Annotated in this window: 8 protein-coding genes; all 8 read left to right on the top strand. The window is 64.1% G+C overall.

Translation table 11 applies throughout. The features are described from left to right. Positions 1–290 precede the first annotated feature (290 nt). Positions 291–899, top strand: a complete 609-nt coding sequence (locus tag RRX38_RS03920) for a cysteine dioxygenase (RefSeq protein ID WP_295475523.1) — start codon at positions 291–293, stop codon at positions 897–899. Beyond that, positions 896–2488 carry a rhodanese-related sulfurtransferase gene (locus tag RRX38_RS03915; protein WP_315961618.1) on the top strand — a complete coding sequence of 531 codons (1593 nt, stop codon included), beginning with the start codon at positions 896–898 and terminating at the stop codon, positions 2486–2488. Before RRX38_RS03920 ends, RRX38_RS03915 begins: the two co-directional genes overlap by 4 nt. A 449-nt stretch (positions 2489–2937) precedes the next feature. Beyond that, positions 2938–4071: an MFS transporter gene (locus RRX38_RS03910; RefSeq protein WP_315962632.1), complete on the top strand. Its 1134-nt coding sequence runs from the start codon at positions 2938–2940 to the stop codon at positions 4069–4071. Positions 4072–4246: 175 nt separating this feature from the next. Continuing rightward, positions 4247–5488, top strand: coding sequence for a multidrug efflux RND transporter periplasmic adaptor subunit MexE (gene mexE, locus RRX38_RS03905; RefSeq protein ID WP_315961617.1), 1242 nt, complete (start codon positions 4247–4249; stop codon positions 5486–5488). A gap of 12 nt (positions 5489–5500) precedes the next feature. Continuing rightward, positions 5501–8692 carry an efflux RND transporter permease subunit gene (locus RRX38_RS03900; protein WP_295475531.1) on the top strand — a complete coding sequence of 1064 codons (3192 nt, stop codon included), beginning with the start codon at positions 5501–5503 and terminating at the stop codon, positions 8690–8692. Next, a complete protein-coding gene (locus RRX38_RS03895; protein ID WP_295475534.1) occupies positions 8692–10101 on the top strand; it encodes an efflux transporter outer membrane subunit in 1410 nt (469 codons plus the stop codon). The genes RRX38_RS03900 and RRX38_RS03895 overlap by 1 nt, the downstream gene beginning before the upstream one ends. Before the next feature lie 228 nt (positions 10102–10329). Continuing rightward, positions 10330–11376, top strand: a complete 1047-nt coding sequence (locus RRX38_RS03890) for a tetratricopeptide repeat protein (protein WP_315962631.1) — start codon at positions 10330–10332, stop codon at positions 11374–11376. A 357-nt stretch (positions 11377–11733) separates the two neighbouring features. After that, positions 11734–12099, top strand: coding sequence for a histone-like nucleoid-structuring protein, MvaT/MvaU family (locus tag RRX38_RS03885; RefSeq protein ID WP_295475590.1), 366 nt, complete (start codon positions 11734–11736; stop codon positions 12097–12099). Positions 12100–12311 lie beyond the last annotated feature (212 nt).

Raw genomic sequence — 12311 nt, 5'->3', positions numbered from 1 at the left:
CGTTGCGATCCGCGCGTGCGGTCTCGTGATTGCTAAGGGGGATGGAATACTTGCCAGGTCCGGCTAATGGCGCATATGAATTTCAAATCTAAACAAGCGCCCAGCCACAAACTAAACGCCATAAAAACGCTTGTGAAATTCGTTTTAGGCATAAGCTCATGCCCGCTCGGCAGCCCGGCGAAAGACGGCTTTAAATGCGCAGTATGCATATTTACTTATAATTATTTTGAATTTGTAGAATATTTATCCGCTTTGTTAGGGTGAGCGTAAATCGTCAGCGAGCCACCCCAATGAGCCCACCGCCGCGCCTCGAGCGCCTGCGTCATTTCATCGCCGCCTTGTCCGAACTGCTCGACCGCACAGCGGACGAAGCCGCCCTCCTCGATCAGGGCCAGGCCCTGCTGCGCAGCCTGGTCAGCCATGACGATTGGCTGCCGGATGAACTCGCCCGGCCCGACCCCGAGCGCTACCAGCAGTACCTGCTGCACGGCGATGGTCGGCAGCGCTTTTCAGTGGTCAGTTTCGTCTGGGGCCCCGGCCAACGCACACCGATCCACGACCATCGGGTCTGGGGACTGATCGGCATGCTGCGCGGCGCCGAACACTCCCAGGGCTACTCGCGCACCACCGAGGGCCTGCTGGTGCCGCAGGGCGACGCCGTGCGCCTGGAACCCGGCCAGGTGGAAGCCGTGTCGCCGCGCATCGGTGACATCCACCAGGTCAGCAACGCCTTCGACGACCGCGTGTCGATCAGCATTCATGTGTACGGCGCCAACATCGGCGCCGTGAGCCGTGCGGTGTACCTGCCCGACGGCAGCGAGAAGCCGTTCATTTCCGGTTATTCCAACCGTCATCTGCCCAATATCTGGGACCTGTCCAAAGAGAATCCTGCCCCATGACCCGTCGTTTCCAAGATATTCGCCAGGCTCTGCTGGCCCATGAAGAACTGGCCCTGATCGATGTGCGCGAAGAAGACCCCTTCGCCCAGGAACATCCGCTGTTCGCCGCCAACATTCCGCTGTCGCGCCTGGAGCTGGAGATCTACGCGCGGGTGCCGCGCCGCGATACCGCCATCACCCTGTACGACGACGGCGAAGGTCTGGCCGAGCTGGCAGCGCAGCGCCTGCAGGCGCTGGGCTACAGCGACGTGGCCTTGCTCGAAGGTGGCCTGGCCGGCTGGCGCGCCGCAGGCGGTGAGCTGTTCCGCGACGTCAACGTGCCCAGCAAGGCGTTCGGCGAACTGGTCGAAAGCGCCTGCCATACCCCGTCACTGGCCGCCGAGCAGGTGCAGGCACTGCTCGATGAGCAGGCCGACGTGGTGGTGCTCGATGCGCGGCGCTTCGACGAATACCAGACCATGAGCATCCCCGGTGGCATCAGCGTGCCGGGCGCCGAGCTGGTACTGCGCGTCGCCGAGCTGGCGCCGAATCCGAAGACCCAGGTGATCGTCAACTGCGCCGGGCGTACGCGCAGCATCATCGGCACCCAGTCGCTGGTCAACGCGGGTATTCCCAACCCGGTCGCTGCCCTGCGCAACGGCACCATCGGCTGGACCCTCGCCGGTCAGCAACTGGCCCATGGGCAGGAACGCCGCTTCGGTGAAGTGGCTGAACATACCCGCGAGAACGCCGCCCGACGCGCCAGAACGGTGGCCGACCAGGCCGGCGTGAAACGCCTGGACCGCACGACGCTGAGCGCCTGGCAGGCCGAAGCGCGGCGCACCACCTACCTGTTCGATGTGCGCACGCCAGAGGAATACGCCAACGGCCACCTGCCGGGCAGCCGCTCGGTGCCAGGCGGCCAGTTGGTCCAGGAGACCGATCACGTCGCCAGCGTACGTGGGGCACGCATCGTGCTGCTCGACGACGACGGCGTACGGGCCAACATGAGCGCGTCATGGCTGGCGCAGATGGGCTGGGAGGTGGCGGTACTGGACGGGCTCTCGGCGGTCGACTTCAGCGAGCGCGGCGACTGGCAAGCCCCCTTGCCGGCCTTGCCATCGGTCACCGAGATCGGCACCGGGCAACTGGAAACCTGGTTGCAGGAACCCGGCACCGTGCTGCTGGACTTCACCACCAGCGCCAACTACGTCAAGCGCCATATCCCTGGCGCACATTGGGCGATTCGTGCGCAGTTGCCCCAGGCGCTGGAACGCTTGCCAGTGGCCGAGCGCTATGTGGTGACCTGTGGCAGCAGCCTGCTGGCGCGTTTTGCCGCCATCGACCTGCAGGCGCTGACCCAGGTGCCGGTGTACGTGCTGGCCGGCGGCACGGCGGCGTGGATCGCCGCAGGCAAGGCACTGGAAAGTGGTGAAAGCCACCTGGCCGTACCACGTACCGATCGCTACCGGCGCCCCTACGAGGGCACCGACAACCCACGCGAAGCCATGCAGGGCTACCTGGACTGGGAGTTCGGCCTGATCGCCCAGCTGGACCGCGATGGCACCCACGGTTTCAAGGTGCTGCGCAAGGCCGACCGGGCAGCCTGAACCTTCCTGCCTCCCCGGCACCGTGGCCGCTTCTGAGCAGAGCGGCCACCGCTACGCAAGGCCCCTCCCCCGACTGCAGGCGCCCTCGCACCTTGCTGGAGCTTGCTCGCGAAAGGGCCGGCAAGGTCACTGCATTTGTCACGAGCATGACGCCGCCATCACGAGCAAGCTCGTTCCCACGAAGGCCAAAGCGCTGACGCCGGTGCTGCCAGGCCAATGCGCCCTGGCAGCGCAACCCCGGCGCCGTAGAGCGGTCGAAGCTGCCATGGCGCTATCCGGACAGGACGCTCTCAGGCATGACGAGCGCGGTCGGATCACGTATGGTTTGCGCCCCTCGGCGCCGATATGCGCCTTTGCCCGTTCTTCACCGATGAGGTCAATTCGTGTCAATCAGCAATGACAACCCACCCAGCGCCGGCCTGCGGCTGCTGATTCTGCTGGCGCTGTCGATGGGCAGTTTCGCCATCGGCACCAGCGAATTCGTGATCATGGGCCTGTTGCCCGAGGTCGCCCATGGTCTGGCGGTCAACGAGCAGCAGGTGGGCCATCTGATCAGCGCCTATGCCCTCGGCGTCGTCGTCGGCGCCCCCGTGCTGGCGATGCTCGGCAGCCGCCTGACACGCAAGGCGCTGCTGGTTTCACTGATGCTGTTCTATGCCCTGGCCAACCTGGCCAGCGCCATGGTCAGCGACTACCACGGCGCCATGCTCGCGCGTTTCGTCAGCGGCCTGCCCCACGGCGCCTATTTCGGTGTCGCGGCGCTGGCAGCCGCGTCGATCAGCCCGCTGCACAAGCGCGGCGCAGCCGTCAGTGCGGTCATGATGGGCCTGACCCTGGCAATGCTGATCGGCAACCCGCTGGCCACCTGGCTGGGGCAGATCCTCGACTGGCGCTACGCCTTCGTGCTGGTGGCGATGATCGCCGCGGTGACCAGCGTGCTGGTCTACCTGCTGTTGCCCGGCGGCCCCAAACCCGAAGCCACCAGTGTTCGTCACGAACTCAAGGCCTTCTGCAAGCCGCAGATCGGCCTGCTGTTGCTGATCGCTTCGGTAGGCTTCGCCGGCATGTTCTGCGTGTTCAGCTACCTGGCACCGACCCTGTTGGAGGTGACGGGGGCGTCTCAGGCCTGGATTCCTGCTGCCCTGGCCAGCTTCGGCGGCGGCGCGGTATTGGGCAACATCGTCGGCGGCCGGTTGTTCGACCGCTTTGGCGTGCGGGCCATCGGCATCGTGCTGGTCTGGTCGATCATCGTGCTGCTGGCCTTCCCGCTCGCCGCCCAGTCGATCGGCTCGCTGCTGGTCGGCATCGCTTGCGTCGGCTCGATGATCGCCCTGGGTCCGGTGCTGCAGACTCGGCTGATGGACATCGCCAAGGGCGCGCAGACCCTGGCGGCGGCGTCCAACCATGCGGCCTTCAACCTGGCCAATGCCCTGGGTCCGTGGCTGGGTGGCATGGCCATTGCTGCTGGCTGGGGCTGGACCGCCACCGGTTATGTCGGTGCGGCCACCGCGCTACTGGGCCTGCTGGTGTACATGGCAGCGCTACGCGGCACGGCGATGAACCAGGCTGAAGCCGTGCGCTGAGCCTCTGCTCGACCCTGCCGGTCACGTTCTTCGTGGCCTAGGATGAAGCGGCACCCTCAGGGTGCCGCTTGCATCATTCAGATCGATAATAACCTTCGTCCCATTCGATTCGTTAATAGTGGGGCCCACCAACAGAATCCGCCCATCAATAAACCTAATCTGCGGCGGATTCTCCATGGCTCAGTCCCTCCAACACTTACGTTACCCCCTCACCGCCTTGGCCCTGGTGGTGCTCACCGCCTGCGGTCGTGCACCGGAAGCCACGGTCGCGCCTGCTGCCCCCAAGGTCAGCGTGGCCAAGGTGCTGGAACAGCCGATCAACGAATGGGACGAGTTCACCGGCCGCCTGGAAGCCCCGGAGACTGTCGAAGTTCGCCCACGCGTGTCGGGGCAGATCGACCAGGTGGCCTTCACCGACGGCGCGCTGGTGAAGAAAGGCGACCTGTTGTTCCAGATCGACCCACGCCCGTTCCAGGCCGAGGTCCGTCGCCTCGAAGCCCAGTTGCAACAAGCCCGCGCCGTCGCCAATCGCAGCGAAAACGAAGCCCAGCGCGGTGACCGCCTGCGTGCCAACAACGCCATTTCCGCCGAGCTGGCCGACTCGCGCACCACGGCGGCCCAGGAAGCCCGTGCCGGCGTCGCCGCCATTCAGGCGCAACTGGACCTGGCGCGTCTGAATCTCAGCTTCACCCGCGTCACTGCACCGATCAGTGGTCGGGTCAGCCGCGCCGAGATCACCACCGGCAACATCGTCACCGCCGACGTCACGCCGCTGACCAGCGTGGTGTCCACCGACAAGGTGTACGCCTATTTCGATGCCGATGAGCGCGTGTTCCTCAAGTACAACGAATTGGCGCGCCAGGGGCAGCGCGGCCAGAGCACCCCGGTCTACCTGGGCCTGACCAATGAGCCGGACAACCCGCACCAGGGGCAGATGAACTTTGTCGATAACCAGGTCAACCCGCGCACCGGCACCATCCGTGGCCGTGCCGTGTTCGACAATCGCGACGGTTTCTTCACCCCGGGCCTGTATGCCCGCCTGAAGCTGGTCGGCAGCGCCACTTACTCGGCGGTGCTGATCCAGGACGACGCGGTCGGCACCGACCTGGGCAAGAAGTACGTGCTGGTGATGGACAAGAACAACACCCCGGCCTATCGCCCGGTGGAGCTGGGTCCGAAGCTTGAAGGCCTGCGTATCGTGCGCAGCGGCCTGGCCAAGGACGACACCATCGTGGTCAAGGGGCTGCAGCGTGTACGTCCAGGCCAGCCCGTTGACCCGGAAGTCATGCCGATGGCCAGCGAAAAGACCCTCGCCGCCCTGCGTCAGCAGCGTGAAGCCCTCGAAGCCAGCAACAGCACGCCTGCCAAGAACCAGGCCAACGTCAAGCTCGCCAGCGCCAATGCGCCGCGCGGCTAAGGGACCCGACCGATGAATTTTTCGACCTTTTTCATTTCACGGCCGATCTTCGCCGCCGTGCTATCGCTGCTGATCCTCATTGCCGGGTCGATCTCGCTGTTCAAGCTGCCGATCAGCGAATACCCGGAAGTGGTGCCGCCCACCGTGGTGGTGCGTGCCAATTTCCCCGGCGCCAACCCCAAGGTGATCGGCGAAACCGTCGCCTCGCCGCTGGAACAGGCGATCACCGGCGTAGAGAACATGCTGTACATGTCGTCTCAGGCCACCGCCGACGGCAAGATGACCCTGACCATCACCTTCGCCCTGGGTACCGACCTGGACAACGCCCAGGTGCAGGTGCAGAACCGCGTGACGCGCACCGAGCCCAAGCTGCCCGAGGAAGTCACCCGTATCGGTATCACGGTGGACAAGGCCTCGCCCGACCTGACCATGGTCGTGCACCTGACCTCGCCGGATGACCGCTACGACATGCTCTACCTGTCGAACTACGCGGTGCTCAACATCAAGGATGAACTGGCCCGCCTGAACGGTGTGGGCGACGTGCAGTTGTTCGGCATGGGCGACTACTCGCTGCGCGTGTGGCTGGACCCGAACAAGACCGCCTCGCGCAACCTGACCGCCACCGACGTGGTCAACGCCATTCGCGAACAGAACCGCCAGGTCGCCGCCGGCCAGCTGGGCGCGCCGCCCTCGCCCAACGCCACCAGCTTCCAGATGTCGATCAACACCCAGGGTCGCCTGGTGACAGAGGAAGAATTCGAGAACATCGTCATTCGTGCCGGCGCCAACGGCGAGATCACGCGCCTGAAAGACGTCGCGCGGGTCGAGCTGGGTTCCAATCAATACGCCCTGCGCTCGCTGCTCGACAACAAGCCGGCAGTGGCCCTGCCGATCTTCCAGCGCCCCGGCTCCAACGCCATCGACATCTCCAACGAAGTCAGGGCGCGCATGGCCGAGCTGAAGAAGGAATTCCCCCAGGGCATGGACTACTCGATCGTCTATGACCCGACCATCTTCGTACGCGGCTCCATCGAGGCGGTGATCCACACCCTGTTCGAAGCGCTGATTCTGGTCGTGCTGGTGGTGATCCTGTTCCTGCAGACCTGGCGCGCCTCGATCATTCCGCTGGCCGCCGTACCGGTCTCGTTGATCGGCACCTTTGCCGTCATGCACCTGTTCGGCTTCTCGTTCAACGCCCTGTCGCTGTTCGGCCTGGTACTGGCCATCGGTATCGTGGTGGACGATGCCATCGTGGTGGTGGAGAACGTCGAGCGAAACATCGAGCTGGGTCTGGAGCCGGTGGCGGCAACGCACAAGGCCATGGGCGAAGTGACCGGACCGATCATCGCCACCGCCCTGGTGCTGTGCGCGGTGTTCGTACCCGCGGCGTTCATTTCCGGCCTTACCGGGCAGTTCTACAAGCAGTTCGCCCTGACCATCGCCATTTCCACGGTGATCTCCGCCTTCAACTCGCTGACCCTGTCGCCGGCGCTGGCTGCGGTACTGCTGAAGGGGCACGATGCGCCCAAGGACCGCTTCTCGCGCCTGCTCGACAGGCTGCTGGGCGGCTGGCTGTTCCGACCCTTCAACCGGATGTTCGTCAAGGCCAGCCACACTTACGTCGGCACCGTGGGACGGGTGATCCGCCGCAGCGGCATTGCCATGCTGGTCTACGCCGGGTTGATGGCGCTGACCTGGGTGGGCTTCTCCAGCACCCCGACCGGCTTCGTTCCCAGCCAGGACAAACAGTACCTGGTGGCCTTCGCCCAGTTGCCGGACGCCGCGAGCCTGGATCGCACCGAAGACGTGATCAAGCGCATGTCGGACATCGCCCTCAAGCAACCCGGCGTGGAAAGCGCGGTGGCCTTCCCCGGCCTGTCGATCAACGGCTTCACCAACAGCCCGAACAACGGCATCGTCTTCGTCACGCTCAAGCCCTTCGATGAGCGCAAGGACCCGAGCCTGTCGGCCAACGCCATTGCCGGTGCACTGAATGGCAAGTTCGCGTCGATCCAGGACGCCTACATGGCGATCTTCCCGCCACCACCGGTCATGGGGCTGGGCACCATCGGCGGTTTCCGTCTGCAGGTGCAGGACCGTGGCAACCTCGGCTACGAAGCGCTGTACAAGGAAACCCAGAACGTTATCGCCAAAAGCCGCAGCGTGCCGGAACTGGCCGGCCTGTTCACCAGCTACACGGTGAACGTCCCGCAGGTCGACGCCGCCATCGACCGCGAAAAGGCCAAGACCCATGGCGTGGCGATCAGCGACATCTTCGACACCCTGCAGGTCTACCTGGGCTCGTTGTACGCCAACGACTTCAACCGCTTTGGCCGCACGTATCAGGTCAACGTCCAGGCCGAACAGCAGTTCCGCCAGGAAGCCGACCAGATCGGCCAGCTCAAGGTGCGTAACAACCTGGGCGAGATGATCCCACTGGCGACCTTCGTCAAGGTCAGCGACACCGCCGGCCCTGACCGGGTCATGCACTACAACGGCTTCATCACCGCCGAGATCAACGGCGCCGCCGCACCGGGCTACAGCTCCGGCCAGGCCGAAGCGGCGATGGCCAAGCTGCTCAAGGAAGAACTGCCCAACGGCATGACCTACGAATGGACGGACCTGACCTACCAGCAGATCCTCGCCGGCAACACCGCGCTGTTCGTCTTCCCGCTCTGCGTCCTGCTGGCCTTCCTGGTGCTGGCCGCGCAGTACGAAAGCTGGAGCCTGCCCCTGGCCGTGATCCTCATCGTACCGATGACCCTGCTCTCGGCGATTGCCGGGGTGATCATCGCCGGCAGCGACAACAACATCTTCACCCAGATCGGCCTGATCGTACTGGTCGGCCTGGCATGCAAGAACGCGATCCTGATCGTCGAGTTCGCCAAGGACAAGCAGGCCGAGGGCCTGGATCCGCTGGCTGCGGTGCTGGAAGCCTGCCGCCTGCGTCTGCGGCCGATCCTGATGACCTCCTTCGCGTTCATCATGGGTGTGGTGCCCCTGGTGCTGTCCAGCGGCGCGGGCGCGGAAATGCGTCATGCCATGGGTGTGGCGGTGTTCTCCGGCATGCTCGGGGTGACCTTCTTCGGCCTGCTGCTGACCCCGGTGTTCTATGTCCTGATCCGTAACTTCGTCGAGCGCCGTGAAGCCCGCAAGGCCGCGCGCATCGCGCAACAACCGACCCAGCCCGTGGAGGCGCATTGATGAGTGCCGTGAAACTCTTCGCCCCGAGCCTGCTGGTCCTGGCGCTGGCGGCCTGTGCCGTCGGCCCGGACTACAAGACCCCGGACACCCCGGCGGCCAAGCCCCTGGCACTGGAACAGGCCCAGGCCGCAAAAACCGCCTATGACCGCAGCCGCAGCGCGGCCAACTGGTGGCAGCAGTTCGACGACCCCACGCTGAACCGCCTGGTCGAGCAGTCGCTGACCGGCAACCGCGACTTGCGCGTAGCCTTTGCCCGCCTCAAGGCGGCCCGGGCGATCCGTGACGACGTGGCCAACGACGCGATGCCGGTGATCACCAGCCGCGCCAGCGGCCAGGTTGGCAAGGGCCAGGTGCCTGGCCAGACCGAACAGCGGGTTAACAGCGAGCGCTACGACCTGGGCCTGGACATGGCCTGGGAAGTTGATCTGTTCGGGCGCATCCAGCGCCAGCTGGAGGCCAGCGACGCCGACCAGCAGGCCGCCGAGGCGGACCTCTACCAACTGCAGGTGACGCTGGTCGCCGACGTGGTGGACGCCTACGGCAAACTGCGCGGTGCCCAGCTGCGCGAAGCCATTGCCCGTGACAACCTGAAGAACCAGCAGGACTCGCGCGCCGTGACCACCCAACTGCGTGACGCGGGCGTCGGCAACGAATTGGACGTGGTGCGGGCCGATGCGCGTCTGGCAGCGGTGGAAGCCAGCGTGCCGCAGCTGCAGGCCGAACAGGTGCGCCAGCGCAACCGCATCGCCACCCTGCTGGGTGAGCGCCCCGAGGCCTTGAGCGTCGACTTGAGCCCGGCCGGGCTGCCGGCCATCGCCAAGACCCTGGCGGTGGGTGACCCGACTCAGGTGCTGCGCCAGCGTCCGGATGTCTGGGCGGCCGAGCGGCAACTGGCTTCGGCCACTGCCCGCATTGGCGTGGCCACCGCCGACCTGTTCCCACGCGTCAGCCTCAGCGGCTTCCTGGGCTTCACCGCAGGCCGTGGTTCGCAGATTGGCTCACAGGCGGCCAAGGCCTGGAGCCTGGGTCCGAGCATCACTTGGGCGGCCTTTGACCTGGGCAGCGTGCGGGCGCGGATTCGCGGCGCCGATGCCGACGCCGAGGGCGCGCTGGCCAACTATGAGCAGCACGTGTTGCTGGCCCTGGAAGAGTCGGAAAACGCCTTCAGCGACTACGACAAGCGCCAGCAACGCCTACTCGCCCTGTTGCGTCAGAGCGAGGCCAGCCGCGAGGCGGCACGCCTGGCTTCGGTGCAATACCGCGAAGGCACGGCGGATTTCCTGGTGCTGCTGGATGCCGAGCGCGAGCGCCTGGCCGCCGAGGATGCCCAGGCCCAAGCGCAGATTGATCTGTACCAGGGCATCGTGGCGATCTACAAGGCGCTGGGCGGCGGCTGGCAGAAAGCCTGACCGTCTGTCTTTGGCCACAGCGAGGGGCTTTTGCCCCTTGCTTGCGGCACGCCCCCAGGCTGTGTCATGCCACTGGCTGATGCTGCGTTGACAGTCGGCCCGGTCAGGTAGCGACCCGATCCAGAATTTGACAGCCGTCTTCGTCTCTTCGAAGCTGCATGGCGTCACGCATTGGATATCGGTATGCGCAAAGATTCTTCCTCCAGTCCCCAGCGGCCGCGTCGCTGGATGAGCGCCCTGCTGTCAGCTTCGTTGATCTGCCTGTTGGCGCTGGTCTTGCTGATCTGGCGCAGCGAACCCAATGGCCAGACCAAGGCCAGCCATCCCAGCCAGAGCTACGCCCAGGCCCTGGAGCAGGCCCGCCTCGGCAAGCCGGGTGCCGCACGCATGCTTTACCAGCAACTGGTCCGCGACGACATGCCCGATGAGCGGCTGATCGCCTTGCTCGCCGAACTGCCCCACTACCCCAGCCCGCAGGCGCTGAAATTGCTCGACACGCTCCTGGACCACGAGTCCGTGGCGGTCCGCGAAGCGGCGATTCAGAGCGCAGTGCGACTGCTGCCGGATAATCACCTGGCCGTGCTGCTGGGCCCCTTGCTCACCGACAGCGACATGCAGGTACGCCTGGCCGCGACGCTGGCTCTTGTGCCGTTGTCGCCGGACGACCTTGGTCTGTATTTCGCGGCACTGCAGCACAGCGCCGAATCCTTGCAACCCTTCCTGGCCCGGCAACCGCCCAGTGCCTCGAACCTGGTGCAACTCGCTCGCCTGTACCAGCAGACAGGCAAAAGCGCACAGGCGCTGGCCAGCATGGAGCAGGCGGTGAAGTTACAGCCTGACGACCTGGCCACCGGCATGGCGCGGGTCGAACTGCTCGATGACCTGGGCCAGGCCGACAAGGCCCGACAAGCGTTCCGCACCCTGCTGGAGAAGCATCCGAATGCGCCAGAGTTACAACACGCCCTGGGTAAGTGGCTGCGCGAACATGGACAGGCTGAATTCGCGGTACTCAGCCTGGCCCGGGCGTCGGAACTGGCGCCGGACAATGACGATTATCACTATGACCTGGCACTGGCCCTGCACGATCTTGAACAACTGGAAGCCGCGCAGAAGCAATTGCAACAGATTGTGCAGAATCATCCGGCCAACCGAAAAGCACGGGTATTGTTGATTCAGTATGCCCGCGAGGCCGGGCAGTTACAGAATGTTCAGGTATTGTTGGCCGAACTTGAACAACAGAATCCTGATGATCCGGCGCTGCAACAGGGCCTCTGATACAGACGCCGGGTCGTACTGATTGCAACCCGGTCAAGGCTGTCAAGACTCACTGGCGCACGCCGTTATTATCAGAAATAACTTACACCCCGCCCTCGCCGTTAACACATTCCGAGCAAGCTGAAAGTGTCTATACAATTAAGGTATGCACAAGACAGTTTGCTAAATTCGAAAAAACGGGCATTATTACTGCGTAGCCGATTAACGGCTGCGCTGTCATCGGTTAGTGATAGCTGAAACGTTTAGTTTCAGCATCGATCCACCGGCCAGCAAATGAGATGAGCGAATCGGTCAAAGTTTTTTGTCTTGTCGCTTTGTTCGGCTGATCACAGCCAATACACTGTCGGAGTATGTTTTTTGTCCAGACTTGCCGAGTTTCGAGCCGCAGAGAAAGCCCTTCAAGAACAGCTGGCCCAGCTGGAAGCCTTGAAGAAAGATGCCGGCCTTCAGAAAGAAATCGAATTCGAGCAGAAGCTCAAGGAGCTGATGGCGAGCTATGGCAAAAGCCTGCGCGATGTCATCGCTATCCTCGATCCTGCCAGCGCCACCAGCCTGGCTGCCGCACCGGCAGGCCCTAAGCGCCGTCGCGCCCGCGTGGTCAAGGTGTATCAGAACCCACACACCGGCGAACTGATCGAAACCAAAGGCGGTAATCACCGCGGCCTGAAGGCCTGGAAAGAACAGTACGGTGCAGACACTGTCGACTCCTGGGTCCGTGCTTGACCGCATCGATCTGCCAAAGCCCTGCCTAGCAGGGCTTTTTTATTGCTGATACGTTATTGAACTGCATCACAACTTGCGCCCTCTCGCCTGGTAAAGTTATCCGCCGAACAGAAGAAAACGTCCTTCCAAAGGTCACATCCGTACCATTTCACTGTTGCCTGAACACCGCACGAAAGGTAAGGACAAGTAGCAGGCCCGCCGCTAACAGCCGT

Origin of the sequence: Pseudomonas sp. DTU_2021_1001937_2_SI_NGA_ILE_001 (assembly GCF_032463525.1) — a bacterium.
GTDB lineage: Bacteria > Pseudomonadota > Gammaproteobacteria > Pseudomonadales > Pseudomonadaceae > Aquipseudomonas.
This window is presented reverse-complemented; position numbering and strand designations above follow the sequence as displayed.

Bases quoted from the DNA above. Each gene is read 5' to 3' on its own strand.
- mexE (WP_315961617.1), top strand. From the start codon at position 4,247: ATGGCTCAGTCCCTCCAACACTTACGTTACCCCCTCACCGCCTTGGCC.
- RRX38_RS03920 (WP_295475523.1), top strand. From the start codon at position 291: ATGAGCCCACCGCCGCGCCTCGAGCGCCTGCGTCATTTCATCGCCGCC.
- RRX38_RS03900 (WP_295475531.1), top strand. From the start codon at position 5,501: ATGAATTTTTCGACCTTTTTCATTTCACGGCCGATCTTCGCCGCCGTG.
- RRX38_RS03890 (WP_315962631.1), top strand. From the start codon at position 10,330: ATGAGCGCCCTGCTGTCAGCTTCGTTGATCTGCCTGTTGGCGCTGGTC.
- RRX38_RS03895 (WP_295475534.1), top strand. From the start codon at position 8,692: ATGAGTGCCGTGAAACTCTTCGCCCCGAGCCTGCTGGTCCTGGCGCTG.
- RRX38_RS03910 (WP_315962632.1), top strand. From the start codon at position 2,938: ATGGGCAGTTTCGCCATCGGCACCAGCGAATTCGTGATCATGGGCCTG.
- RRX38_RS03915 (WP_315961618.1), top strand. From the start codon at position 896: ATGACCCGTCGTTTCCAAGATATTCGCCAGGCTCTGCTGGCCCATGAA.